This window comes from Flexivirga aerilata (assembly GCF_013002715.1).
Classification (GTDB): domain Bacteria; phylum Actinomycetota; class Actinomycetes; order Actinomycetales; family Dermatophilaceae; genus Flexivirga; species Flexivirga aerilata.
Map to the genome: position 1 here is coordinate 1,588,700 of NZ_JABENB010000001.1, position 25,582 is coordinate 1,614,281.

The following is a 25,582-nucleotide window of genomic DNA, read 5'->3' on the forward strand; positions in this document are numbered from 1 at the left end:
CCCGGCTGTCATCTCGCTGCGCTGCTGCTGTGATGGCTCGATTCCGCGCGTCGGGACCGGCTTGCTGCGCTGCGCCGGTCCCGGCTGTCATCTCGCGGCGTTGCTGCTGTGATGGCTCGATTCCGCGCGTCGGGACGTCGTGGTCATGCGCGCTCCAAAACCCTGCGAAAATAGGTCGCATGTCTTTGAAGTCCCGTAGTGACGTGCGTAACGTCGCGATCGTTGCCCACGTCGACCACGGCAAGACGACCCTCGTCGACAAGATGCTCTGGCAGACCGGCTCCTTCGGGGAGCGGCAGACCGTCGAGACCACCGGCGAGCGAGTCATGGACTCCGGTGACCTCGAGCGCGAGAAGGGCATCACGATCCTCGCCAAGAACACCGCGATCTCCTACGACGGGCCGTCCGCCGACGGCAAGCCGGTGACCATCAACATCATCGACACCCCCGGCCACGCCGACTTCGGCGGCGAGGTGGAGCGCGGTCTGTCGATGGTCGACGGTGTCGTGCTGCTCGTCGACGCCAGCGAGGGCCCGCTGCCGCAGACCCGTTTCGTGCTGCGCAAGGCGCTCGCGGCCAAGATGCCGGTGATCCTCTGCATCAACAAGGTCGACCGCCCCGACTCCCGCATCGAGGAGGTCGAGGAGGAGACCTACGAGCTGTTCATGGATCTGCTCGACGACGCCGACGCCGATGCCGACCAGCTGGACTTCCCGGTGGTCTACGCCTCGGCGAAGGCCGGTGTCGCCTCCACGACCCGCCCGGCCAACGGCGGCCTGCCCGACGGCAACGACCTGGAGCCGCTCTTCAAGACCATCCTGGAGACCATCCCGGCGCCGACGTATGACGACCAGGCCCCGCTCCAGGCGCACGTCACCAACCTCGACTCCAGCAACTTCCTCGGCCGGCTCGCGCTGCTGCGCGTGCACAACGGCGAGATCAAGAAGAACCAGCAGGTCACCTGGTGCCGCCACGACGGCTCCCAGCGATCGGTGAAGATCACCGAGCTGCTGATGACCGAGGGCCTGGAGCGTCAGCCCGCCGACTCCGCCGGCCCCGGCGACATCATCGCCGTCGCGGGCATCCCCGAGATCACCATCGGCGAGACCCTTGCCGACCCGGACAACCCGATCCCGTTGCCGCTCATCACGGTCGACGAGCCGGCGATCTCGATGACGATCGGCACCAACACCTCGCCGATGGCCGGCAAGGTCCGCGGGTCGAAGGTCACCGCGCGCCTGGTCAAGGACCGGCTCGACCGCGAGCTGATCGGCAACGTGTCGCTGCGCGTGCTGCCCACCGAGCGCCCCGACGCGTGGGAGGTGCAGGGTCGTGGTGAGCTCGCGCTCGCGATCCTGGTCGAGCAGATGCGCCGCGAGGGTTACGAGCTGACCGTCGGCAAGCCGCAGGTCGTCACCAAGGAGGTCGACGGCAAGCTGCAGGAGCCGGTCGAGCACCTGACGATCGACACCCCCGAGGAGCACCTCGGCACGATCACCCAGATCCTCGCCGCCCGCAAGGGCCGCATGGAGCAGATGACCAACCACGGCACCGGTTGGGTCCGCATGGAATTCGTCGTCCCGTCCCGTGGCCTGATCGGCTTCCGCACCGAGTTCCTGACCGAGACCCGTGGCACCGGCATCGCCCACCACGTCTTCTCCGGCTACGAGCCCTGGTTCGGCCCGATCGTCACCCGGCAGTCCGGTTCGCTGGTCGCCGACCGCTCCGGCGCGGTCACCTCCTACGCGATGGTCAACCTGCAGGAGCGCGGCACGCTCTTCGTCGAGCCGACCACCGAGGTCTACGAGGGCATGATCGTCGGGGAAAACTCCCGCGCCGACGACATGGACGTCAACATCACCAAGGAGAAGAAGCTCACCAACGTGCGCGCCTCGAGCGCGGACAACTTCGAGAAGATCTTCCCGCCGCGCAAGCTGTCGCTCGAGCAGAGCCTGGAGTTCTGCCGCGAGGACGAATGCGTCGAGGTGACCCCGGACGACGTGCGCATCCGCAAGGTCGTGCTCAACGCCGGTGAACGCGCCCGTGCCGCCGCTCGCGCCCGGAGCTCCGCGAAAAGCTAACTATGCGAATGGTTTTCGTGCACGCGCACCCGGACGACGAGTCGCTGTGGACCGGGCTCGCGATCGCCCACCACGCGGCCCGCGGGGACGACGTGCACGTGCTCACCGCAACCCTCGGCGAGGAGGGTGAGGTCATCCCGCCCGAGCTCCGGCACCTGCAGCTGCCGGACGGCGAGGCCCGCCCGGCCGACATCGCCGACCCGCTCGCTGCGGTGCGCCGCGACGAACTCGCCGGCGCCACCAAGGCGCTCGGGGTCAGCTCGGTGACGGTGCTGGCCGATGGCGGCTACCGCGACTCCGGCATGGCGGGCACCCCGTCGGCCGCGCACCCGCGGGCCTTCACCGGCGCCTCGGTGGACGAGGTGGCGGCCGCCATCGCTGGCCACCTGCGGCAGCTGGACGCCGACGTGGTCGTCACCTACGACGCGCACGGCGGCTACGGCCACCCCGACCACATCCGCACGCACGACGCGACCCGGCTGGCGGTGGCCTCCATCGAGCGGCAGCCGGCGCTGTATGCCGTTGTCACTCCTCGCAGTTGGGCGACCGAAGACCGTCGGTGGCTCGCCGGTCACGTCGACCGCCCGGGTGTCGTCGTGCCGCCGGAGGACGATGCGTTCCTGCCGAGCGTCGTCGACGACGAGGTCGTCACGCACACCGTGGTCGACGAGCGTGCGCTGCCCGCGCAGGTGGCCGCGCTGGAGCAGCACCGCACCCAGGTGAGCGTCTTCGACGGCTACTACACGCTGTCCAACGACGTCGCGACCCGCCTCGCCGCACGCGAGGCGTTCGTGCGGCTGGACCCGGCGACCGGTGGGGTGGCAGAGGGGACCCCGTCGGCGCGCGACCTGCGTCATACAGGCTTGGCAGGATGACCGAACAACCCGAACAACCACTGCAACAGCCCGAGCCGGTCGATCCCGACGCCTTCCGGCAGGTGATGGGCCGGCTGGTCACCGGCGTGACGGTCGTGACGACCAAGGCGGGCGGCCTCGACCACGCGATGACCGCCAACGCCGTCATGTCGGTGTCGCTGGAGCCGCTGCTGGTCGTGCTGAGCGTCGAGAAGGAGGCGCGCTTCCACGACGCGGTGCTGGAGTCGCAGGTCTGGGGCATCAGCATCCTGCCCGAATCCGCCCGGGCGACCGCCACCTGGCTCGCGACCCGCGGCCGCCCGCTGCACGGTCAGCTCGACCGCATCCCGCACCACCACGGGCCGGCGACCGGGGTGGCCCTCCTCGACGACGCACTCGGCACCCTCGAATGTCACACCTTCGACACGGTCGGCGCGGGAGATCATTCGCTGCTGATCGGCGACGTACGCTCGTTGTCGATCAATGAACGGCCAGGTGACGCCCTGGTCTACTACCGGGGAGCATTTGGGGTACAACGTTGACGATCGACGAGGCGCAGGCGGGGGAAGTCGTGGCCGACGGCAAGAAGCCCGGCAAACGGCGCGCCCTGCGCCGCGCGCTGTGGATCGGCGGGCCGATCGTCCTGCTGGCGGGCGGCTACGTCGCACTGGCGGCGTCGCAGTCCGGCACCGTGCCCGACGGCACGACAGTGGGCGGCGTCAAGATCGGCGGCCTCGACGAGGCCGACGCGACCGCCAAGCTGCGGGCGTCGACCCGGGCGCAGCTCGACAAGCCGATCACGATCACGGCGGTCGGGCGCGACCTCACGATCACCCCGGCGAGCTCCGGCATCTCGATCGACACCTCGCGCGGGCTCGACGGGCTGACCGGCTTCTCGCTCAACCCCCGGGTGGTGTGGCAGCACCTCACCGGTGGGGGACCGCACCGCAACCTGCCGACCACGATCGACCAGGGCGCGCTGCAGCAGGCGGTGGCGCAGGCCGGAGCCGTCATCAAGGGCTCACCGGTCAACGGCTCGGTGAAGTTCCTCGGCGGCAAGGTCGTCACGACTCCGTCCACCCCGGGCAAGGGCGTCGACGCGGGCGCCGTGGCCAAGGACATCGCGGACGGCTGGCCCGGCCGCACCAGCTACCCGGCGGACATCTCCGAGCAGCCGCCGGCGCTCACCGACGGCGAGATCGACCGCTACGTCAAGTCCTTCGCCGACCCGGCGATGTCGGCGCCGGTCACGGTTGCCGTCGGCGACAAGTCCGCCAAGCTGCAGCCCAAGGAGGTCTCCGACCTGCTCAGCACCAGCTTCGACGGCACGTCCCTGCAGCCCAAGGTCGACCAGGGCATGCTCAAGGAGTTCCTCGACAGCCGCACGGCGGGGCTGGTCACCTCGCCGGTCAACGCCAAGCTGACCGTCAAGGACGGGCAGACCTCCGTCATACCCGGTAAGGACGGGACTGTCGTCGAGACCGGCAACGCCGGCGGGCTGCTCATCGACGCGCTCACCGCGCCGAACCGCACGATGACTCTGCCGACCAAGCCGGCCAAGCCCGCGGTGACCGAGGCCGACCTCAGGAAGGTGACGATCGGCAACGAGCTGATGTCGGAGTTCGTCTCGCCGTTCCCGACCGGCGCCGAAAACGCCGCCCGCACCGCCAACATCCGGGTCGGGCTGTCCCGGCTCAACGGCATCGTCGTCGCGCCCGGCGAGACCTTCTCCCTGCTCGACACGCTGCGGCCGTTCACCAAGGAGAACGGCTACGTCGACGCGCCGACGCTGCAGGGCGGCATCGACGTGCCCGGCATGGGCGGCGGCATCTCGCAGGTGTCGACGACGCTCTACAACGCCACGTTCTTCGCCGGGCTCAAGCTCGTCGAGCACACCCCGCACGCGTTCTGGATCCCGCGCTACCCGATGGGCCGCGAGGCGACGATGTGGGACCCGACGATCGACAACAAGTGGACCAACGACTCCGGCCACCCGGTGCGCATCGAGGCCGGCATCGAGGGCAACGCCGCGGTGATCCGGCTCTACGGCACCAAGGTCTTCTCGGTCAGCTCCACGACCGGCAACAAGTTCGACATCCAGCAGCCCGGCGAGCCCAAGCACCTCACCGGCGACAAGTGCATCCCGCAGCCGCCGCAGGAGGGCTTCAAGGTGACCGTCACCCGCGTGGTCACCGACGGCTCCGGCACAGTGGTCAAGAACGAGAGCGTCACCACCAAGTACGCCCCCGCCGTGCGCGTCACCTGCAACTGACGCCCTCCACTCGCCCCGCGCGCCCCACCCGCACGCCCCACCCGCACGCCAAACCCGCGAGTGACGGCTCCCTCGGCGACTGACGGCTCGAAACAGCCGTCGCTCGGCAGACCGACCGTCACTCGACGAGCGTCGCTGGCGGGCGTCTCCGGCGCCCGCCGGATTGCCTGTGGATAAGGCACGGCAGGTCGGTCGCCCGATGCTGCACGATGCGGCGATGGCAACATCCCAGATCCGGCCCGATGAGGTGCTCACCTCAGCCGAGCTCTACCGCTCCGGCGTCAATGCGCCGTACGAACTGCTCCGTATGCCGTCCCGGCTGGTACGCGTGCGGGTCGGTGACTACGTTGCGGCGGAGCGCTGGGCCGAACTCGACTCCGCAGATCGCCACCGGGCCCTGATCTTCGCAACGCTTCGCCGCATGCGAGGCGAGGTTCCAACCTTGTCGCATCTGTCCTCGGCCGCCTTGTGGGGCATGCCGATCCTCGGCAAATGGCCGGATCGGGTGCACGTCACCATGGCGGCCGAGGCGGCTGGGTCGAGCACTTTGATCCGGCGCCATCGTGTCGAGTCCTTGCCGGAGCCGGCGATGATCAACGGCATCCCGGTGACCGGCGTCGCCCGGACCGTCGTCGACCTGGCGCGGGCCGGCAACCTCGCACGGGCGGTGATTGCCGGTGACTGGGCGGTCCGCGAAGGCGCCTGTTCGTTGCGCCAACTCGACGCTGAGGTCGACCGCGTCCCTCGGGGTGGCCGAGGCCGACGCGGCGCCCAACTCCTGCAACTTCTCGTCGATCCCAGATCGGAGTCGGTCGGCGAGTCGCTCAGCAGGACGCGCATGTTCGAAGGTGGCTTTCCGCAGCCGAACCTGCAGGTGGCGCTCATCGACGCGCAGGGCGAGTTCGGGCGAGCGGATTTCGGTTGGGACGGCCTGATCGGCGAGTTCGACGGCGAACGCAAATATCGCGCGACCGGCGACGCGGGCGACGTAGCCAGCGAGGACGTCGTGCTCAGGGAGAAGGCCCGCGAGGACAGGGCTCGTCGGACCGGAGTGGGCGTCGCGCGCTGGTGCTGGATGGAGGCCCTTGGCGGTGAGGGAATGTTCCGGATCCTGCGATCGGCGGGCCTGCGTCCGAGCAGCAGATCAAATTGGACGCCGTTTCCGCGCGAGTGACGGCTCGTTTGGCGAGTGACCCCTCAAACAGGCCGTCACTCGCCGAGGGAGCCGTCAGTCGCGGGAGGGGGAGCGGGCGTAGTGGTAGTCGTGGTGGACCTCGAAGCCGAGCGACCGGTAGAGCGCGATCGCGGGCTCGTTGTCGGCGCTCACCTGCAGGTAGAGCAGCCGCGAGCCGTGGTCGATCGCGTCGCGCGCGCTCGCCGCCATGAGGGCGCTCGCGACCCCGCGCCGGCGCACGTCCTCGCGGGTGTGCAGGTCGAAGATGCCGCACCAGCCCGCGGAGTGCACCGTGCGCACGTGGCCAACCCCCGCACCGTCGACGTATGACGTGAGATACCCGCCGACCGGCACCAGCCGGAGCATCGCGCTCAGCGTGTCCCGGTGGGCCAGCGCGCGCGGGGAAGCTGTCGCCCACCAGTCCGCATCCGGCTCATCGGTCACCGAAACCTCAACGACACCAGTCGGATTCGCCGCGAGCCGGGATGCGTCGGCGGTCATCACCAGGGTGTGCTGGAAGATCTGCCAGCCGTCCGCGACGAGCAGCGCTCCGAGCGGGTCGTCCGCCGGGTCGAAACCGGCCGGCCCGTAGAGCTGGAACAGTGCGGGCACCTCGCGCGCGGCATACCAGTCCCGCACCCGCTGCACGGCGAGATCCAGCGGCGCACGCGGATCGCCAAGCGGCAGAGTCGAGTTCGCGCGGCCGGTGTAGCCGTTGGCCCAGCGCAACCACCAGTCGCCGACGCGCGCATCGGCGAGCGGCGGCATACCTTCGGCCATCATCCGCTCGAGGTCGGCGATGCCGATCGCACGGTGCGGCCGGCCGCGACGGGCGGGCGCGGGCGGCAACTCCTTGGCCGCCACGACGTCGGCTGCCGGCACGGAGACCTCACCCCGCCGTGTCCGAATAGCGAACATTCCGTCCGCGATGTGTGCGACCTCGCCCACTACATCTGTAAAGTGCGGCCCGCCGGGCGGCACGTCGTCCGCAGCCAGTCGCACCCGCAGGACGACCCGCGAACCAGGGCGTAGCTGCGCGGGGCCGGACTGGCTGAAGGGCGCGGGCGGCACGGCGGCATACTAGTCGTCGATATCGACGCAAGCGGCCCGCTCCGGCGGCAACCGCTCGCCCACCCGCAAGCAGGAGGACCGTTCGTCATGACCTACGTCATTGCACAGCCGTGCGTCGATGTGAAGGACAAGGCGTGCATCGAGGAATGTCCGGTCGACTGCATCTACGAGGGCGAACGCAGCCTCTACATCCACCCCGACGAGTGCGTCGACTGTGGCGCCTGCGAGCCGGTCTGCCCGGTCGAGGCGATCTACTACGAGGACGACACCCCCGAGCAGTGGGCCGACTACTACAAGGCCAACGTGGAGTTCTTCGACGACCTGGGCAGCCCGGGCGGCGCGGCGAAGATGGGTGTCATCGCCAAGGACCACCCGCTGATCGCCGATCTGCCCCCGCAGAACCAAGAGTGACCTCGCGTGCCGGTCGCTGACCTGCCCGACTTCCCCTGGGACTCACTGGCCGGCGCGAAGGCGGAGGCCGCCGCGCATCCGGACGGCATCGTCGACCTGTCGGTCGGCACCCCCGTCGATCCGACCCCGGCGATCCTGCAGGAGGCGCTGGCCTGTGCGGCCGATGCACCGGGCTACCCCCAGGTGTGGGGCACCCCCGACCTGCGCGAGGCGGTCGCGAGTTGGTTCGCCCGGCGGCGCAACGCGCCCGGTGTCGACCCCGACGGCGTCATGCCGACGATCGGCAGCAAGGAGCTCGTGGCCTGGCTGCCGACCCTGCTCGGCGTCGGCCCGGGGGAGAGCGTCGGCTTCCCGCAGCTCGCCTACCCGACGTATGACGTGGGCGCCCGCATCGCCGGCGCCACGCCGACGCCCGCCGCCGGCCTGCTGCAATACGGCCCGACGGCGCCGAAACTGTTGTGGCTCAATACTCCCGCCAACCCGCACGGCCAGGTGCTCCCGGTGGACCATCTCGCCAAAGTCGTTGCCTGGGCTCGTGATCGGGGCGTCATCGTCGCCAGCGACGAGTGCTACGCCGAGCTCGACTGGCGAGGCGAGCGGCAGGAGGGCGACGGCCCGACGACGCCGAGCATCCTCGACGAGCGCGTCACGGGCGGCTCCCACGAGGGTCTGCTCGCGGTCTACTCGCTGTCCAAGCAGAGCAACCTGGCCGGTTATCGCGCGGCGTTCGTGGCCGGCGACCCGAAGCTGGTGCGGCAACTGGTCCAGGTCCGCAAGCACGCCGGGATGATCGTGCCGTGGCCGGTGCAGCGGGTCATCAAGGCGGCGGTCGGCGACGACGCGCACGTCGCCGCCCAGAAGCAGCTGTATGCCGCGCGCCGCGCGCAGCTGAAGGGCGCCCTGGAGCAGGCCGGCTGGCGCATCGACCACTCCGACGCGGGGCTCTATCTGTGGGCGACAGAAGGCAATTCGTGCCGCGAGAGCGTCAACCGGCTGGCACGTCTCGGCATACTTGCCGCCCCCGGCGACTTCTACGGAGCAGCGGGGGCGCAGCATGTACGCATAGCGCTCACCGCAACGGACGAACGTATTGCCGCGGCGTCAAAGAGACTGGTTTCTTGACGCCGGGGTCGCCCCGAAGGGGCAGGTGACTCTGCGGTAACGTCGAAAGCGCTGACTTCTCCGGCATCGGAGCCGGTAACCACGAAGGACGGAAAGCACATGACTGACCAGGCGCCCGCCACCTTCACCACGGGTGACAAGACGCTCGAGTTCGGGGTGATCCCCGCGACTGAAGGCAACAACGGCTACGACATCTCGGCCCTGTTGAAGGAAACCGGCAACTCGACCCTGGACGTGGGTTTCGTCAACACCGCGTCCTGCGAGTCCGCCATCACCTACATCGACGGCGGTGCGGGCATCCTGCGCTACCGCGGCTACCCGATCGACCAGCTGGCCGAGGGCTCGACCTTCCTCGAGGTCTCCTACCTGCTGATCTACGGCGAGCTGCCGGACAAGCAGCAGCTGGAGGACTTCACCGAGCGCATCCGGCGCCACACGATGCTGCACGAGGACCTCAAGGACCTGCTGGCGGCGTTCCCGCGCGACGCGCACCCGATGTCGGTGCTGTCGGCGGCGGTGTCCGCGCTCGGCACCTTCTACCAGGACAGCCTGTCGATCACCGACAAGGACCAGATCGAGCTGTCCACCGTGCGCCTGCTCGCCAAGCTGCCGACGATCGCGGCATACGCGCACAAGAAGAGCCAGGGCCAGCCGACCCTCTACCCGGACAACAGCCTGGGTCTGGTCGAGAACTTCCTGCGGATGACCTTCGGCTTCCCGTCCGAGGACTACCAGGTCGACCCGGTCGTCGCCGACGCCCTCGACAAGCTCTTCATCCTGCATGCCGACCACGAGCAGAACTGCTCGACCTCGACGGTGCGCCTCGTCGGCTCGGGCCACGCCAACCTGTTCGCGTCGATCTCGGCCGGCATCCACGCCCTCTCCGGTCCGCTGCACGGCGGCGCCAACTCGGCGGTGCTGGAGATGCTCGACACGATCGAGAACCAGTTCGACGGTGACGTCGACAAGTTCGTCGAGAAGGTCAAGAACAAGGAAGACGGCGTGAAGCTCATGGGCTTCGGGCACCGGGTCTACAAGAACTACGACCCGCGCGCCGCCATCGTGAAGAAGTCGGCCGACGCCGTGCTGAAGCAGATGGGCGTCAACGACCCGAAGCTCGACATGGCCATGCGCCTGGAGGAGATCGCGCTCTCCGACGACTACTTCGTCTCGCGCAAGCTCTACCCCAACGTCGACTTCTACACCGGCATCATCTACAAGGCGATGGGCTTCCCCACCGAGATGTTCACGGTGCTCTTCGCCATCGGTCGCCTCCCGGGCTGGATCGCCCAGTGGCGCGAGATGATGGAGGACCCGGCCACCAAGATCGGCCGCCCGCGTCAGGTCTACATCGGCGAGGCCGAGCGCAAGTACGTCCCGATGGGCGACCGCTGATCGACCTGATCGACCAGATCGACCTGATCGACACCATATGACGTGAAGGCCCCGATTCCCTTGGGAATCGGGGCCTTTCGCATGCGAGCGGGATCGGTCAGAGCGCCGGCCCGTAACCGCTGCAGGCCGGCTTGAAACCGGCCGGTCCGCCGCCGAGCGCGTTCATCGTCAGCTGCAGCGTCGGCTGGTCGAGGAAGAGCCCGACGTGGCCCACGGGGTCGCTCGGGCAGAGCTGCTGCACCACGATGTTCTGCGCGCCGGGCAGCGACTGGGTGGCGTACGGCGTGACGACCGCGTCCTTGGTGGACTGGATGGTGACGTACTTCGGCCCCTGCGGCAGCGGGATCGCCCCCGTCCTGGTGTTGTATGCCGAGCCGACCTGCTGATCGACCAGTGACGGTGCACCGAAGGCCTGGATGCCGAGGTTGACAAAGCCCAGGGTGCCGAACGCCTTGCCGAGGGTGGTCAGCCCGGAGAGCGTCGTGCCGTTCGAGCTCTGGCCCCATCCGACGTAGGTGCCGACCGCGTTGCCGCCGCCGTGCAGCTTGAGGTAGTTGACGCCCATCGACCCACCCTGGCTGTGGCCGACGATGTCGACCTTGGCGGCTCCGGTGGTGGCGCGCACCCGGTCGATGAACGCCGCCACCTCGTTGCCGGAGTCGGTCTCGCTCCTCATGCCGCCGATGCGACCGCCCGAGAACCAGGTCATCCCGAAGTTGGTGGCGAAGACGCAGTAGCCGGCGTTCTTCAGCATGGGGGACAGCGCCACGAAGTTGGAGCCGATGTTGGCGAACGTGCCGGGCAGCAGCACGACCGGGTTGGGGTGGGCGGCCGACGGCTTGCAGGACCAGTCGTTGGCGCCGGCGACGGTGCCGGGGTGGAGGGCATAGCCGGCGCCGGCCTCGGGCAGCCCGCCGATCGGCAGCGGCGCGGCCTGCGCCGGGGCGGACGCCGCGACGAAGAGCGCGGTCGCCGCGCCGGTGCAGGCGAGGGCGGAGAGGGGGCGGGGGATGCGCATGGGTGACCCTTCGTCGGTGTGAGGCAGGTCACCCCAGATTAGCTACCTTCGGGTAACTTGTCCGCGCTCCCGGCGGGTCACTTCGGCTGGGCAAGGTCGATCCGCACGGTGGTGCCGCCGGAGGTCGGCTGCCCGGCGTCCCGCCACGTCCAGCCGTCCTTGCCGCGGTGTCGCTCCCACGAGCGGTTGCCGACGGTGACGGTCTGGATGCCGTCGGCGTCGGCGTGGGCGACCGCCCAGGACGCGACGGCCCACGCGGTGGCCGGGCTGGAGCCGGTGTAGGTGACCGACCCGTCGCCGGCGCGCGCGACCAGGGCGCTCTGCGTCTGGAGCTCGGTGACCACCTGCTGGGGTGTCTTGGCCGACTTCGCCGGGTCCAGCCGGCAGCCGACGCCCTCCTTGGCCGCGCCGGTCATCACCGCGGTGATCGTCTCGCCCTGCGTCTCGTGGTCGTTGTAGGCGTCGGGGTAACCGCTGCGCTGCACCTCTTGCGCGGCGGCGCCGATCGACAGCGTCTGCCACGACGGGATCTTGGTCAGCGCGTTGTAGAACGAGCCGCTGGCGTAGACCGGGTCCTGGATCTGGTCGGCGGTGCCCCAGCCCTGGCTCGGCCGCTGCTGGAAGAGCCCGAGCGAGTCGAGGTCGCCGTAGGTGAGGTTGCGCAGTTTCGACTCCTGCAACGCCGTCGTCGTGGCGACGGTCGCCGCGCGCGCGGGCAGCCCCTTCTTGAAGACGCCGACGTCGACGATCGTCGCGGCATTGGCCGTCTGCTCCGGATCCCATTGGTAGTCAAAGCCGTTCGCGGCCACCTTGCACGACGGCGAGCCGAAGTTGTTGACCAGGTGCTGGTATGCCGCGTAACCGCCGTAGGCGATGCCGCCGATGATCGCGATCGGAATCAGGCAGCCGAGGGTGCGGCGCAGCGGGCCGCGTGGCTTGTGCTCCTCGGCGGCGTAGTCGTCGTCGCCGAAGCCGAGTGAGTCCGCCGGGTGGCGGTCGTCCTCGTCGTAGTCGGCGTCGTCGTACTCGTAGTGCTCATAGTGCTCCGAGTGGTCGGAGTCGTCCGAGTAGTGGGGATAGTCGTCCTCCAGGCCGTCGTCATCCCGGCCCTGGTCGGTGTGCGTGTCGTAGAGGCCGTCGAACTCGCGGTCACCGGGGTTGCTCTTGCGGCGAAATGGCATGTGGCAGTGGTGGTTTCGGGTGGTCTAGTTGGCGTGGAGTTCGTCGTTGAGCGCGATGCCGTCGCCCTTGCGCTGACGGACCTCGACCACACCGGTGGTCGAGTTGCGGATGAAGAGCATGGAGTCGCCGCCGGACAGTTCCTGCGCCTTGACGACGCTCCCGTCCGGCCGGGTCACCTTGGTGCCGGCGGTGATGTAGAGCCCCGCCTCGACCACGCAGTCGTCGCCCAGCGCGATGCCGATGCCGGCCTCGGCGCCGATCAGGCAGCGCTTGCCGATCGACACCCGCTCGGTGCCGCCACCGGAGAGGGTCCCCATGATCGACGCGCCGCCACCGATGTCGGAGCCGTCACCCACGACGACGCCCTGCACGATGCGGCCCTCGACCATCGAGGTGCCGAGCGTGCCGGCGTTGAAGTTGCAAAAGCCCTCGTGCATGACTGTGGTGCCCTCGGCGAGGTGCGCGCCCAGCCGGACCCGGTCGGCGTCGGCGATGCGCACACCGCTCGGCACGACGTAGTCGGTCATCCTCGGGAACTTGTCGATGCCGAAGACCTGCACTGGGCCGTCCTGCTTCAGCCGCATCCGGGTGGTCTCGAATCCCTCGACGGCACAAGGGCCTTCGCTGGTCCACACCACGTTGGCGAGCGTGCCGAAGAGCCCGTCGAGGTTGATCGAGTTGGGCAGCACCAGCCGGTGGCTGAGCAGGTGCAGACGCAGGTAGGCGTCGGACGCGTCGGCGGGCGCCGCGTCGAGGTCGATGTCGGTGAGCACGACCCGGGTCTTCACCTCGCGCTGCGGGTAGTCGCGTGCGAGGGCGGCCAGCTCCGCGGGTTCGCCGTAGGGGTCGTCGTCGGGGGCGGATCCCAGCACGGGAGCCGGGAACCAGGTGTCGAGGACGGTCCCGTCATACGTCTCGGTGGCGAGGCCGTAACCCCAGGCGCGCCGTGGCGAAGCAGTCATGGGGCAAGCCTAGGTGACCCGGGTATGACGCCGGACGCGGCGCGCGTGCGGCGAGCGTCATACGGGAGACTTGCGACCCATGGCAGACCTCGACCTGACCCGTGACGTCGTCGACCTCACCGCAGACGTGTGCGACATCGCGTCGGTGAGCAAGCACGAGCAGGAGCTCGCCGACGCCGTCGAGCAGGCGCTGCGGGCGCTGCCGCACCTGCGGGTGGACCGCGACGGCAACACGATCGTCGCCCGCACCCAGCTGGGCCGCGACGAGCGCGTGCTGCTCGCCGGGCACCTCGACACGGTGCCGCTGACCGACCCGCCCAACCTGCCCGTGCGCCGGGTCGACGGGATGCTCGTGGGGCGCGGCACCACCGACATGAAGGGCGGCGTCGCGGTGCAGCTCGCGCTCGCCGCGACCGTGCCCGAGCCGACCCGCGACGTCACCTACGTCTTCTACGACTGCGAGGAGATCGAGGACGAGTGGAACGGCCTCGGCCGCATCGCCCGCGGCCATCCCGACTGGCTCGCCGCCGATTTCGCGGTCCTGCTCGAACCGACCGACGGCGGCATCGAGGGCGGCTGCAAGGGCACCCTGCGGGTCGACGTCTCGACCAAGGGCATCTCGGCCCACTCGGCGCGACCGTGGAACGGGCACAACGCGATTCACGATGCGGGGGAGATCCTGCGGCGGCTCTCGGCATACGAGCCGGCGACCGTGACCGTCGACGGCCTGGACTACCACGAGGCCCTCAACGCGGTCGGCATCAGCGGCGGCATCGCCGGCAACGTGATCCCGGACCGTTGCACGGTCACCGTCAACTACCGCTTCGCGCCGGACAAGACCGGTGAGGAGGCGCTCGCCCACGTCCACACCGTCTTCTCCGGGTATGACGTGAGTCTCGGCGACCTCGCCGACGGTGCCCGCCCCGGCCTCGACAAGCCGGCCGCCCAGTCGTTCGTCGCCGCGCTCGGCCTGCCGGTGACGGCGAAGGAGGGCTGGACCGACGTCGCCCGCTTCTCCACGCTCGGGGTGCCCGCGGTCAACTTCGGTCCCGGCGACCCCAACCTCGCGCACACCGACGACGAGCGGTGCCCGGAGCAGCAGATCACCGACGCGCTCGCGGCCCTGCGTCGGTGGCTGACGTGATCCGTGAGAGGTTGGCACCGTGACCATCGAGCGGGGAACCTATCGCAAGGGGGCGACGTCGCTGCGCGGTCGCCACGTGCCCAACACCACCACCGACCAGCGGCTGCTCGACCAGTCGCAGGACACCGACTGGGTGCACAGCGACCCGTGGCGGGTGATGCGCATCCAGGCCGAATTCGTCGAGGGCTTCGGTGCGCTCGCCGAGCTCGGCCCGGCGGTCAGCGTCTTCGGGTCGGCCCGCATCAAACCCGACAGCGACTACTACGCCAAGGGCGTCGAGCTCGGCCGCCTGCTCGCCGAGGCGGGTTACGCGGTCATCACCGGCGGGGGCCCGGGCGCGATGGAGGCCGCCAACAAGGGCGCCAGCGAGGCGGGTGGCACGAGCGTCGGGCTCGGCATCGAGCTGCCGTTCGAGGCCGGCCTCAACCCCTACGTCGACATCGGCGTCAACTTCCGGTACTTCTTCGCCCGCAAGACGATGTTCGTCAAGTACGCGCAGGGTTACGTCGTGCTGCCCGGCGGCTTCGGCACCCTCGACGAACTCTTCGAGGCGGTCACGCTCGCGCAGACCCAGAAGATCACCAGCTTCCCGATCGTGCTGCTCGGCCGGGCCTTCTGGGAGCCGATGCTGACCTTCATCAGCGACACCCTGCTCGCGCAGGGCATGATCGGCGAACCCGACCTGCACCGGCTGCAGGTCACCGACGACCCGGCCGAGGCGGTCCGGCTCATCATCGGCGGCGGTGTGGGCCTCGGCGTCAGCCGCCCGGAGTGATGCCTGACTGACGCCGATCCGCGCGTCGCGAGCGACCTCGCAGGCTCGGTCCCTCGCGGCTGGATCGACGTCTGCGGCTGCCCTCGTCGTACCCTGTCTGTCGTGCTCGTCTTTCTCATCGCCCTGCTGCTGGTCGTGATCGGCCTGGTCGTCTTCGCGGTGCTCGGCCGGTTCGGCGCCCACCTCGAGGCGCCGACCTCGACCTCGCCGTTCGAGCCGCTGCCGCGCGGTGAGATCAGCGCCGAGGACATCGACCAGGTGCGCTTCGACCAGACGCTGCGCGGCTACCGCATGGGCCAGGTCGACGAGGTGCTCGACCGGCTGCGCGCCGAATTGCAGGCGCGCGACGAGGAGATCGCGGGCCTGCGCGCGGGACGCGGCGGTGGCCTTCCGGTGCGCGACTGACCGTGAAAGAGATTGTCGTCACTGCAGATTCGAGCGCATCGGTCGCACGTCTGTGGCAGGTCGTGTCCGACTGGGACGCGCACTCGCGCGCCTTCCCGTTCACCCGTATGACGGTGCTCGCGGGCGACCCCGGCGTCGGCCAGCGGCTGGACGCGATCACCGCGATCGGGCCGGTGCGCATGCACGACCCGATGACCGTCGTCCGGTGGGAGCCGCCGGGGGAGTCCGGCGCGTCGGCGGCCCTCGCGATCCACAAGACCGGGCGGGTGCTCGGCGGCGACGCCACCGTCGAGGTCACGCCGACCGCCACCGGCTCCCGGCTGACCTGGCGCACCGACGTCGGGCCGGCCCCGGCGTGGCTGCGTCGCCTCTCCGCGCCCGCATCCGGGCCGGTCGGGGGCCTGGTCTACCGGCACGCGGTCGGCCGGCTCGTCGCGGAGGCCGAGCATGGCTGACCTGCCTGACCTGACTGACCTGCCTGGCCCGCCATCCCTCGTGGTCGGCGACGACGGCCGGGCGCGGTGCGCCTGGGGCGCCTCCACTGACGACTACCGCGTCTACCACGACACCGAGTGGGGCGCGCCCGTGCGCGGCGAGCAGGCGCTCTACGAACGCATCACGCTGGAGGCCTTCCAGTCGGGGCTGTCCTGGCTGACGATCCTGCGCAAACGCCCGGCGTTCCGTGCCGCGTTCGCCGGCTTCGACCCGGAGGTCGTCGCCGGTTACGGCGACGCCGACCGCGAGCGGCTGATGCAGGACGCCGGCATCGTGCGCAACCGCCGCAAGATCGACGCGGCGATCACCAACGCAGCCGCCGTGCTCCGGCTGCGCGAGGCCGGCGGACTCGACCAACTCATCTGGTCCCACCGCCCGCAGACGCACCGTCGTCCGCAATCGTTCGCCGAAACCCCAGCAACCACACCCGAATCCGTCGCTCTCGCCAAGGCCCTGAAGAAGGCGGGCTTCGCCCACGTCGGGCCGACCACCATGTATGCCGCGATGCAGGCGTGCGGCATTGTCGACGACCACATTGCCGGCTGCTTCCGGGCCCAGTCGTGAGCGTGCGCACCTCTCCGGCGCCGGCCGCATCGGCCGCGGCTCCCGTCATACGGCCAGGCGGCTGGCGTCTGCGGCTGACCCGGCTGCTCGACCACCGGCTGCTGCTCTGCGTCGCGGTGGCCTACCTGGCGTTCCGGTTGTTCTCGGCGATCGTGATGGCGTTGGTCGCCTCGCACCAGGACCTCGGCTTCGTCTATTACTCCACGGGCCGCCAGGACTACTGGGAGATGACCCACGTCTGGGACGGCCGGTGGTACCAGCGGATCGTCGAGGACGGCTATCCGGGCACCCTGCCGCGCGACTCGAGCGGCAACGTCGCCCAGAACCAGTGGGCGTTCTACCCGATGTACCCGATGCTCGTGTCCGCGTTGATGTGGCTCACCGGCGGGTCGTTCGCGGTCGTGGGCTCGCTGCTCTCGCTCGTGCTCGGGCTGGTCGCGGCACTGCTCATGGCGGTGTTGTTCCGGCAGCAGGTGGGTGCGGTCGCCGCGTTCGGGGCGGTCTGCGTCTATGCGGCAGCACCGCCGTCGCCGGTGCTGCAGATGACCTACACCGAGTCGCTCGCGATGGTGTTGCTGCTCGTGGCGCTGCTCGGCTTCCAGCGGCACAACTGGTGGCTGGTGACGCTCGCCGCGCTCGCCTGCGGGGTCGCCCGGCCGATCGCGGTGCCGTTGGCGCTGGTCGCGCTCGTCGTGGCGTGGCACCGCTGGAAGGAGCGTGACCGGCGCCCGATCTCCCGCGGCGAGTGGGCCGGTATGGCGTCGGCGCTCGTCGCGTGCGGCCTCTCCTGGGCGATCTGGCCGGTCTACGCAGGGCTGCGGACCGGGAGCTTCTCGGCATACACCGACACGATGGCCGCCTGGCGCGGCGGCGGGTCGATCACCTACTTCGTGTCCTGGGCGGGCAACTTCGACCGGCTCTTCGGACCGGTCGGGGCGGCGTTCTGGCTGACCGTGATGATCGTCGGCTTCCTGGCGCTGGTGCTCGGGCCGTGGGCGTCCGCCCTCGGCACGGTGCTGCGCACCTGGGTGCTCGCCTACGGGTTCTACCTGCTGGCCGTCCTGGACGCCTGGACCAGCACCTACCGCTACCTGCTGCTGATGTTCCCGATCGCGGTGGTGCTGATCGGTGCCGGCTGGCAGGACCGGCGCAACTGGCTGTTCGTCGGCCCGCGGACGGTGATCTGGGTGGTGCTCGGCCTCGGCTGGCAGGTCTGGTGGTGCTGGACGCTGCTCGTGCTCACCCACATCGGTGGCGACGCGATCTGACGCGCAACCCGAATCGCAATCAATCGCAACCCGAATCGCAATCGGTCGCATTTGATTGCCCCCAATCCACACATCGGCCGTTCATCCAGTTACGTTGGCTGTGCCGCGACAGGGGGGCTGTCGTCCGAAGGGGCTCGCAACACTGCGAGAGGGATGTTCGCGTCTGGGGAGGCGCGTTCGCGGCGAAACACATTGTGAATGAGGGGAATTCGTCTGATGCCTTTGTATGGAATCGACATCAGCAACAACACCGGGGACATCGATCTGGCCGCCGTGCCCTACGACATCCTCGGGCTCAAGGCGACGGAGGGCCGGGGCTACCGCGACCAGTGGATGGCACGCCATTCCGACCTGAACCGCCGCACCAAGAACGCCGACGAGGTCTACTACCACTTCGTCTCGACCGGCAACACGGCCGAGCAGGAGGCGGCCAACTTCATCGAGACCGTTCGTGACCGGCTCCGGCCGCAGGATTGCATCTGCCTGGACTGGGAAGGCGCCGGCGTCGACAACGGGGTCGAATGGGCACGCCGGTGGTGCCAGATCGTCGAGCCGGCGCTCGGCAAGCGCCCGTGGATCTACGCCCAGCAGTCCATTCTCGGGATGTTCGCGGGGACCGACATCGCCGACAACAACCCGCTCTGGATCGCCAACTACGGCCGGTCGCAGACGACTGGCGGCTATGGCGACCGGCCCTCGGTCCGGTGGTCCGGCGAGCCGTTCCGGCGGATCGTGGCCTGGCAGTTCACCGACAAGGGCCACCTCGACGGCTACTCCGGCACGCTCGACCTCGACGAGTTCTACGTCGAGCCCGGCCGGCTGATCGACTGGGCGGGCAACGTCGGCGGCGGCGAGCAGCCGCAGCCGGTGCCCGAGGTCTCGGGCCGCATCGGGGAGCGGTGGCGTGAGCTCGGCGGCCCCAACTCACCGCTCGGCAATCCGACCGGTGAGGAGATCGCCACCCCGCGCGGTGCCTGGCGGCAGTTCGAGCACGGCGTGATGATCTGGTCGCCGGAGACCGACGCGCACCCCAACTACGGTGCGATCCGCGAGCGCTACGCCGACTACGACTACGAGTACGGCCGGCTCGGCTTCCCGATCAGCGACGAATACCAGATCAAGGAGGACGGTCGCTGGCAGGAGTTCGAGCACGGCGCCATCTACTGGTCACCGGCGACGGGGGCGCACGCGGTCTACGGCCGGATCCGGGAGCGCTGGGGCGAATTCGGTTGGGAGAACGGCGCTTTGGGCTACCCGACCTCGGACGAGTTCGACGGCAGCAAGCCCGGTGGCCGGGTGCAGCGCTTCCAGGGCGGCGTCATGTACTGGACCCCGGCGGGCGACGCGCACCCGGTGTGGGGCCTGATGTTCGAGCGCTACACCCAGGACGGCTGGGAAGGCGGTCGCTGGGGTTACCCGGTGAGCGACGAACGCCGGACCGGCGCCGGCTGGGAGCAGGACTTCGAGGGCGGCCGGATGGACATCGCCGGTGGCACGCCTCCGCCCGCTCCGGCGCAGTACGTGCGGCCGGTGAAGGACCCGGCGAAGAACCCGATCGGTGCCAAGTGGCGCCAGCCCGGGCGGATGTGGAAGGCCGGCCATCACACCGGCATCGACATCGTGTGCCCGACCGGCACGCCGGTCTACGCGACGATCGGCGGGGACGTCCGGGATCGGCCGTGGGGCCCGTCGTACGGCACCTTCGTGGTGATCAACGACGACGTCGACGGCTCCGACTGGGGCTACTGCCACCTGTCCCGCAAGGTGGTGAGCGTCGGCCAGCGAGTGCAGACCGGCGACCTGATCGGCTACTCGGGTGCCACCGGCAACGTCTCGGGGCCGCACCTGCACCTCGAGCGGCGCCCGCGCGGCGGCCAGTACGGGTCGGACCTCGACCCCAACCTCTGGCCCTGATCCGCACCTGCTGACCCCGGCACCACGGGCCAGCACGGGTCGCCACAGGGATTACCGCGAGTGACGGCTCCGTCGGCGGCTGACGGTCGATTGCGACCGTCGGTCGGTGAGGGAGCCGTCACTCGCGGGCTGTGCGCGCCGGGACCTCAGCTCTGGTGGTCGGTGCCGTCGCCGTGGCGGGGCTGCGGCTGGCCCGGCAGCTGCACCCCCTGCGGCGGGTATGCCGGGGGCGGCCCCTGCTGCAGCTGCGGCGGCTCACCCTGGCGCGGCTGGGCGGCCGTCGTCTCGGGCGAGACCTCCGGCTGACCGTCGGGCGACTGGCCCGATCCCGACTGCCCCGGCTGCCCGGACTGGCTGGGCTGCCCCGATCCCGACTGGCCCGCGGCCGGGGACGGCGTCTCGGCGGCGCGCTTGGCGAGCCGGCCGGCCAGGGTCTCCTGCTCGGGGTCGGCCGACTGCCGCGCGACCGCCTCGGCGTCGGCGACCGCCTTGGCGACCGCCGGGTCGCGGGTCAGCTTGAACCACTCGGCGACGTCCTCGTCCTCGACCGGCGCCAGGTCCTCCGACGGCGGCATCTCGTAACGGAAGGTGCCGTCCTCGCCCTTGGTGCCGAACGACTTGGCGAAGCCCTGCAGCGCCGACCCGAAGTCGGTCGGCACCACCCACACCTTGCTCGCCTCGCCCTTGGCCATCTCGGGCAGCGTGCGCAGGTATTGGTAGGCCAGCAGCTCCGGGGTGGGCTTGCTCGCCCGGATCGCGTTGAACGTCTTCTCGATCGCCTTGGCCTCACCCTGCGCCTGGAGATACTGGGCGGCACGGTCACCCTCGGCGCGCAGCACCTGCGACTGCCGGTCGGCCTCGGCGGCCAGGATCGCCGCCTGCTTGGCACCCTCGGCGGCGAGGATCTGGCTCTGCTTGTCACCCTCGGCCGACTTGATCGCGGCCTCGCGGTGACCCTCGGCCGCCAGGATGGTCGCCCGCTTCTCGCGGTCGGCCTTCATCTGCTTCTCCATCGACTCCTGGATCGACGGCGGCGGGAAGATCGACTTCAGCTCCACCCGGGCCACGCGCAGGCCCCAGCGGCCGGTCGCCTCGTCGAGCACGCCGCGCAGCTGGGCGTTGATCGTCTCGCGTGAGGTGAGGGTCTCCTCCAGCGTCATACCGCCGACGACGTTGCGCAGCGTGGTGGTGGTCAGCTGCTCGACACCGACGATGTAGTCGTTGATCTCATAGACCGCGGCGCGGGGGTCGGTCACCTGGAAGTAGACGACGGTGTCGATGTTCACCGTCAGGTTGTCCTCGGTGATGACCGGCTGCGGCGGGAAGGACACCACCCGTTCGCGCAGATCCACCCGGGCGCGCACGCGGTCGATGAACGGCATCAGCAGCGTCAGCTGGCCCGACACGGTCTTGGTGTACCGCCCGAGCCGCTCGATCACCGCGGCTTCGGCCTGCGGGATCAGCGCCACGGACTTCACGACCACGACGATCACCAGGATCACCAGGATCGCGACGACGATCAGGACTGGTTCCATATGTCAATCTCCCCGTTTCACGACGGCTGTCGCGCCGTCGATGTCATGGACGACCACCGTCTCGCCGGTGCGGAACGTGTCGTCCTCGTCGGCGGGTCTCGCCGACCAGATCTCACCGGCCAGCCGGATCTGGCCACCGGTGTTGCCGAAGGCGGCGAGCACGGTCGCCTCCTCGCCCCGCAGCGCGTCGATGCCCATCCGCGTCCCCGGTGAGCGCAGCAGGTGCCGCTTGATCACCGGGCGTACGCCGAGCACCAGCCCGACGGACACGATCGCGAAGATGACACCGGTCAGCCACAGCGGCGCGCCGAGCCACGCGGCGAGTGCCGCCGCGAGTGCCCCGCCGCCCAGCATGAGCAGCACGAAATCCCCGCTGAGTGCCTCTGCTGCTGCCAGCAGAACCCCCGCGGCGAACCACACGATGGCTGCCATGGGCTCATTGTTTCATGAGCGACGTCACACGCCGGATGTGACAGGTGGTGCGTCACCGGCCGGTGAAGACCGGCTGCTCCTTGGCGAGGAAGGCGTCGACGGCTGCCTTGTGGTCGGCCGTCGCGCCGGTGTCGTTCATCAGCTGCCCCTCGTGCGCGAGCGACTCGGCGAGGGTGTGGGTGGCCGAGTATTCGACCGCGCGCCGGATGGCGCCGTACGCCCGGGTCGGCCCGGCGGCGAGCGTGCGCGCCGTCTGCGCCACCTCGGCCGCGAACTCGCCGGCAGGTATGACGCGGGTCGCGATCCCGAGCTGCAGCGCCTCGTCCGCCTTGACGGTCCGCGGCATCAGCAGCAGCTCCTTGGCCTTGGCCACGCCGACCAGCCGCGGCAGCCAGAACGACGACCCGGAGTCGCTGGAGAGGGCGATCCCGGCGAACGCCAGGTTGAAGCCGGCCGCGTCGCTCACCAGCCGCAGGTCGCAGGCGAAGGTGAACGCCGCACCGGCACCGGCGGCGACGCCGTTGACCGCAGCGATGACCGGCTTGTCCATGGTCGAGAGCAACTCCACGATTGGGTTGTAGTGCTCGGCGACCGTGGTGAACAGGCTCTCCGAGCCCTCTGCCAGGAGCCCGACGTGCTCTTTCAGGTCCTGGCCGACGCAGAACGCGCGGCCGGTGCCGGTCAGCACCACGCAGCGCGCCTCCGGGTCGGCGGCCACCCGCTGCAGCGCCGCGAGCAGCGCCTCCTTGGTGGCGATGTCGAGGGAGTTCATCGCGTCCGGCCGGTTGAGCCGGACCGTCGCCACCCCCTCGGCGTACTCGACGACGACGGGCTGGTCGGTGGCGGCATCGGTCATGCGGGGTGACTCCTCGGTCGGGACGGCGTGCGGTTCGCCCGTCATTCTGCGGCATGCCCCGGCGCCATCGGATCGGTACAGGATTTCCCTACGCAGCGAGGTTGCTGAAATAATGAGCCAACTTGATGGCTGCATCGGCCGGACCAACCGGCATCGAAACACCGCGTGGCAAAGATGCGGCCGCACGCTGACGCCGCGCGGGCGGAAGGGGAAGCAGCCATGGCGGCTATGAAGCCGAGGACCGGAGACGGCCCGCTCGAGGTCACCAAGGAAGGCCGCAGCATCCTGCTGCGCATGCCGCTCGAGGGTGGTGGCCGCCTGGTGGTCGAGATGAACGCCGAGGAGGCCCAGGCGCTCGGCGACGCGATCAAGGGTTGCATCGGCTGACCCGACCACCCGCGAACACCGCGTGAACGGCCCCGCACCACTGCTGGTGCGGGGCCGTTTCGCGCGTGCTTGTCAGGTCTCGCGCACGGTATGCCGGGGCGAGCGCCCGCCTCAGCGGCGCACTGCGGCCAGCAGCCCGTCGCCGACCGGCAGCAGGCTCGTCACCCAGGCAGGGTCGTCGCGCAACTGCTTGCCGAGGTCGCGCAGCAGCACGGTCGTCTCGTCCCGCACCGCCGGGTCGGCCACCTTGTCGTGCCAGAGCATGTTGTCGATCACGAGCAGGCCACCCGGGCGCAGCAGCTTCTGGGCCGCCTCCACGTAGGCGGGGTAGTCGGGCTTGTGCGCATCGACCAGCACCAGGTCGTAGCCGCCGTCGGCGAGGCGCGACATGACCTTCAGCGCGTCGCCGGTGATGATCCGGGTGCGGCCGGGTGCGACGCCGGCCTCGGCATACGCCTGCCGCGCGGCGCGCTGGTGCTCGGTCTTCACATCGATCGTGGTGAGCACGCCGTCGGCCGGCATGCCGTCGAGCAGCCACAGCCCGGAGACACCGGCTCCCGTGCCGACCTCGACGACCGCGCGCGCCCCGACCGCCGCCGCCAGCATCCGCAGGGCCGGGCCGGTGCCGGCGCCGATCGGCGTCGCGCCCAGCTCCTCACCGCGGCGGCGGGCCTGCTCGACGATCTCTGGCTCGGGGACGAACTCTTCGGCATACCCCCAGGTCGCCGGTCGCATGGAAGACATGGCGACGAAACTAGACCCTCCGCGCGGGCGCGGGCGACGCGGGCGGTGAAAACGCACCCGTGCCGGCGGCCGGTAACGAATCGCCGGTGTCGTGCGTTGTACCGGGCACGTCACCGGTCGGTGGTGCGCGCGCACAGCGGACGCATAGCTTGATCGGTAAGGATGGCCTCTCCTGAAGAGGTTTCCCTAAGCTTCGAGGTGAATCGCACGTCATGACCGATCAACTGCTGCGGGGTGCAGTCAAGACCGAGGTGCCCGATGTGGCGCCGCCCGGCTGGGAGCCGCCGACGTGGGAGGAGATCGTCACCGAGCACTCCGCTCGCGTCTACCGTCTCGCCTACCGGCTGACCGGCAACGTGCACGACGCCGAGGACCTGACCCACGACGTGTTCGTGCGGGTCTTCCGGTCCCTGCACTCCTACCGCCCGGGCACCTTCGAGGGCTGGCTGCACCGCATCACCACCAACGTGTTCCTCGACAAGATGCGCCGCAAGCAGCGCATCCGCTTCGACGCGCTCGCCGACGACGCCGCCGCCCGGCTGCCCAGTCGCGAGGGCAGCCCCGAGCAGGTGTATGCCGACGCGCACTTCGACGACGACGTGCAGCGGGCGCTCGACGCGCTGGCGCCGGACTTCCGCGCCGCGGTCGTGCTCTGCGACATCGAGGGCCTGTCCTACGAGGAGATCGCCGCGACGCTCGACATCAAGCTCGGCACCGTGCGGTCGCGCATCCACCGCGGGCGCGCCCAGCTGCGCGAGGCGCTGGCCCACCGCGCGCCCGAAAACCGTCCCGCGCGCACCCGTGCCGCGACCGGCGGCCTCACCCTGTCCCCGGCGGCAGGCACGCGATGATCAGCTTCGGCAGCCGGCAGCAGCACCAACAGCATCTCGGCGATGCCGTTGCCGAGTATGTCGACGGCAAGCTCAACCCCGCGCAGGAGCACCGGGCCGACCTGCACCTGATGATCTGCGAACACTGCCGCCACGCGGTGCAGCAGGAGCGCGAGATCATCGCCCAGCTGCGTTCGGTGAGCTTCGACTCCGGCGGTCACCAGCAGCTGATGGCCGGGCTGCTGTCGCTCGCGTCCGCCGAACCCCAGGCGCCGGGGTCACCCGCGGCCCCCGCCATACCCGCCCGGCGGGCGCCGGCTGTGGTCACCACCAGCGCCCCGCCGCAATATCAGTCGGCCCGCCGGTCGATGGCCTGCGCGCTGGCCGCGGTCGCCGGCTGCGTCGGCGTCGCCCTGGTCGCCTCGACGGCGACCGGCGCGGCGAGCGGCCCGCAGCCCGCGCAACCCGGCACCGGCGGCAACGCCTCCGCCCGGCTGGTGCGGCAGGTGCCGATCGACTCCGCCGCACCCACCCGGCAGGCAAGCCGCCCGAGCGCGCCGCTGCCGCTGATCAACCAGGTCGCGATCAAGACCACCCCCTGAGGTGGCGAGGCCGGACTCCGTCTCCCGGCAGCGGGTGCGACAATCATCGCCGGAGCGCTACTCCTCGCCGGCAGAAGGGCATTGACGCG

At 70.1% G+C, this 25,582-nt stretch carries 26 protein-coding genes; 18 read left to right on the forward strand and 8 right to left on the reverse strand.

The window, feature by feature from the left end; translation table 11 throughout:
* Positions 1-179: 179 nt before the first annotated feature.
* The 5 genes from typA to HJ588_RS07635 all read left to right on the forward strand — a co-directional run bounded on the left by typA (position 180) and on the right by HJ588_RS07635 (position 6,381).
* Positions 180-2,081, forward strand: a complete 1,902-nt coding sequence (typA, locus tag HJ588_RS07615; protein ID WP_171153641.1) for a translational GTPase TypA — start codon at positions 180-182, stop codon at positions 2,079-2,081.
* 8 nt (positions 2,082-2,089) lie between these two features.
* The gene (locus HJ588_RS07620; RefSeq protein WP_171153643.1) at positions 2,090-2,956 is read left to right on the forward strand and encodes a PIG-L family deacetylase; all 867 of its coding nucleotides are present in this window, start codon (positions 2,090-2,092) and stop codon (positions 2,954-2,956) included.
* On the forward strand, positions 2,953-3,477 hold the full coding sequence (locus HJ588_RS07625; protein ID WP_246241777.1) for a flavin reductase family protein: 525 nt from the start codon (positions 2,953-2,955) through the stop codon (positions 3,475-3,477). Before HJ588_RS07620 ends, HJ588_RS07625 begins: the two co-directional genes overlap by 4 nt.
* Positions 3,474-5,207 (forward strand): VanW family protein, encoded by a 1,734-nt coding sequence (locus tag HJ588_RS07630; protein WP_171153644.1) that lies wholly within the window; start codon positions 3,474-3,476, stop codon positions 5,205-5,207. The genes HJ588_RS07625 and HJ588_RS07630 overlap by 4 nt, the downstream gene beginning before the upstream one ends.
* Positions 5,208-5,514: 307 nt before the next feature.
* Positions 5,515-6,381 carry a hypothetical protein gene (locus HJ588_RS07635; protein ID WP_171153645.1) on the forward strand — a complete coding sequence of 289 codons (867 nt, stop codon included), beginning with the start codon at positions 5,515-5,517 and terminating at the stop codon, positions 6,379-6,381.
* A gap of 54 nt (positions 6,382-6,435) precedes the next feature.
* Here the strand turns inward: HJ588_RS07635 and HJ588_RS19950 are convergent, their stop codons facing one another.
* Positions 6,436-7,452 carry a GNAT family N-acetyltransferase gene (locus tag HJ588_RS19950; RefSeq protein WP_425483532.1) on the reverse strand — a complete coding sequence of 339 codons (1,017 nt, stop codon included), beginning with the start codon at positions 7,450-7,452 and terminating at the stop codon, positions 6,436-6,438.
* An 87-nt stretch (positions 7,453-7,539) separates the two neighbouring features.
* On the opposite strand from HJ588_RS19950, the gene fdxA reads away from it, so the two are divergent.
* The 3 genes from fdxA to HJ588_RS07655 all read left to right on the forward strand — a co-directional run bounded on the left by fdxA (position 7,540) and on the right by HJ588_RS07655 (position 10,380).
* Positions 7,540-7,863: a ferredoxin gene (gene fdxA, locus HJ588_RS07645; protein WP_171153647.1), complete on the forward strand. Its 324-nt coding sequence runs from the start codon at positions 7,540-7,542 to the stop codon at positions 7,861-7,863.
* Positions 7,864-7,869: 6 nt separating this feature from the next.
* Positions 7,870-8,985 (forward strand): succinyldiaminopimelate transaminase, encoded by a 1,116-nt coding sequence (gene dapC / locus HJ588_RS07650; protein WP_171153648.1) that lies wholly within the window; start codon positions 7,870-7,872, stop codon positions 8,983-8,985.
* 99 nt (positions 8,986-9,084) lie between these two features.
* A complete protein-coding gene (locus HJ588_RS07655) occupies positions 9,085-10,380 on the forward strand; it encodes a citrate synthase (RefSeq protein ID WP_171153650.1) in 1,296 nt (431 codons plus the stop codon).
* A gap of 97 nt (positions 10,381-10,477) precedes the next feature.
* Here the strand turns inward: HJ588_RS07655 and HJ588_RS07660 are convergent, their stop codons facing one another.
* From HJ588_RS07660 to dapD, 3 genes are all read right to left on the reverse strand, one after another.
* Positions 10,478-11,398: an esterase/lipase family protein gene (locus HJ588_RS07660; protein ID WP_171153652.1), complete on the reverse strand. Its 921-nt coding sequence runs from the start codon at positions 11,396-11,398 to the stop codon at positions 10,478-10,480.
* 77 nt (positions 11,399-11,475) lie between these two features.
* Positions 11,476-12,579, reverse strand: coding sequence for a hypothetical protein (locus HJ588_RS07665; RefSeq protein ID WP_171153655.1), 1,104 nt, complete (start codon positions 12,577-12,579; stop codon positions 11,476-11,478).
* A gap of 24 nt (positions 12,580-12,603) precedes the next feature.
* The gene (dapD, locus tag HJ588_RS07670) at positions 12,604-13,542 is read right to left on the reverse strand and encodes a 2,3,4,5-tetrahydropyridine-2,6-dicarboxylate N-succinyltransferase (protein ID WP_171153657.1); all 939 of its coding nucleotides are present in this window, start codon (positions 13,540-13,542) and stop codon (positions 12,604-12,606) included.
* Between the two features lie 79 nt (positions 13,543-13,621).
* Between dapD and dapE the strand changes: the two genes are divergently transcribed.
* The 7 genes from dapE (at position 13,622) to HJ588_RS07705 (ending at position 20,107) form a co-directional block, all read left to right on the forward strand.
* The gene (gene dapE, locus HJ588_RS07675) at positions 13,622-14,686 is read left to right on the forward strand and encodes a succinyl-diaminopimelate desuccinylase (protein WP_171153659.1); all 1,065 of its coding nucleotides are present in this window, start codon (positions 13,622-13,624) and stop codon (positions 14,684-14,686) included.
* A 19-nt stretch (positions 14,687-14,705) separates the two neighbouring features.
* Positions 14,706-15,461, forward strand: coding sequence for an LOG family protein (locus tag HJ588_RS07680; protein ID WP_425483533.1), 756 nt, complete (start codon positions 14,706-14,708; stop codon positions 15,459-15,461).
* 102 nt (positions 15,462-15,563) lie between these two features.
* On the forward strand, positions 15,564-15,866 hold the full coding sequence (locus HJ588_RS07685; protein WP_343036630.1) for a DivIVA domain-containing protein: 303 nt from the start codon (positions 15,564-15,566) through the stop codon (positions 15,864-15,866).
* A 2-nt stretch (positions 15,867-15,868) separates the two neighbouring features.
* Entirely contained in the window at positions 15,869-16,321 is a 453-nt protein-coding gene (locus tag HJ588_RS07690; protein ID WP_171153661.1) for an SRPBCC family protein, read from the forward strand.
* Complete coding sequence (locus tag HJ588_RS07695; RefSeq protein WP_171153663.1) at positions 16,314-16,925, forward strand: DNA-3-methyladenine glycosylase I; 612 nt, start codon at positions 16,314-16,316, stop codon at positions 16,923-16,925. Before HJ588_RS07690 ends, HJ588_RS07695 begins: the two co-directional genes overlap by 8 nt.
* A gap of 2 nt (positions 16,926-16,927) precedes the next feature.
* Complete coding sequence (locus HJ588_RS07700; protein ID WP_343036631.1) at positions 16,928-18,193, forward strand: hypothetical protein; 1,266 nt, start codon at positions 16,928-16,930, stop codon at positions 18,191-18,193.
* Positions 18,194-18,409: 216 nt separating this feature from the next.
* Positions 18,410-20,107 carry a peptidoglycan DD-metalloendopeptidase family protein gene (locus tag HJ588_RS07705; RefSeq protein WP_171153664.1) on the forward strand — a complete coding sequence of 566 codons (1,698 nt, stop codon included), beginning with the start codon at positions 18,410-18,412 and terminating at the stop codon, positions 20,105-20,107.
* 146 nt (positions 20,108-20,253) lie between these two features.
* Here the strand turns inward: HJ588_RS07705 and HJ588_RS07710 are convergent, their stop codons facing one another.
* From HJ588_RS07710 to HJ588_RS07720, 3 genes are read right to left on the reverse strand one after another with little or no spacing between them, the layout of a single operon-like run.
* Positions 20,254-21,642 (reverse strand): SPFH domain-containing protein, encoded by a 1,389-nt coding sequence (locus tag HJ588_RS07710; RefSeq protein WP_171153667.1) that lies wholly within the window; start codon positions 21,640-21,642, stop codon positions 20,254-20,256.
* Positions 21,643-21,645: 3 nt separating this feature from the next.
* Positions 21,646-22,074 carry an NfeD family protein gene (locus HJ588_RS07715; protein ID WP_171153669.1) on the reverse strand — a complete coding sequence of 143 codons (429 nt, stop codon included), beginning with the start codon at positions 22,072-22,074 and terminating at the stop codon, positions 21,646-21,648.
* A gap of 52 nt (positions 22,075-22,126) precedes the next feature.
* Positions 22,127-22,930, reverse strand: coding sequence for an enoyl-CoA hydratase-related protein (locus HJ588_RS07720; RefSeq protein ID WP_171153671.1), 804 nt, complete (start codon positions 22,928-22,930; stop codon positions 22,127-22,129).
* Positions 22,931-23,149: 219 nt separating this feature from the next.
* Between HJ588_RS07720 and HJ588_RS07725 the strand changes: the two genes are divergently transcribed.
* Positions 23,150-23,317: a DUF3117 domain-containing protein gene (locus HJ588_RS07725; RefSeq protein WP_115923734.1), complete on the forward strand. Its 168-nt coding sequence runs from the start codon at positions 23,150-23,152 to the stop codon at positions 23,315-23,317.
* Between the two features lie 111 nt (positions 23,318-23,428).
* On the opposite strand, the gene HJ588_RS07730 is transcribed toward HJ588_RS07725, so the two are convergent.
* Positions 23,429-24,061: an O-methyltransferase gene (locus HJ588_RS07730; protein ID WP_171153673.1), complete on the reverse strand. Its 633-nt coding sequence runs from the start codon at positions 24,059-24,061 to the stop codon at positions 23,429-23,431.
* Positions 24,062-24,273: 212 nt separating this feature from the next.
* Here HJ588_RS07730 and sigE point away from each other — a divergent pair, with 212 nt between their 5' ends.
* On the forward strand, positions 24,274-24,912 hold the full coding sequence (gene sigE / locus HJ588_RS07735; protein ID WP_171153675.1) for an RNA polymerase sigma factor SigE: 639 nt from the start codon (positions 24,274-24,276) through the stop codon (positions 24,910-24,912).
* A complete protein-coding gene (locus tag HJ588_RS07740) occupies positions 24,909-25,493 on the forward strand; it encodes a zf-HC2 domain-containing protein (protein ID WP_171153677.1) in 585 nt (194 codons plus the stop codon). Before sigE ends, HJ588_RS07740 begins: the two co-directional genes overlap by 4 nt.
* Positions 25,494-25,582 lie beyond the last annotated feature (89 nt).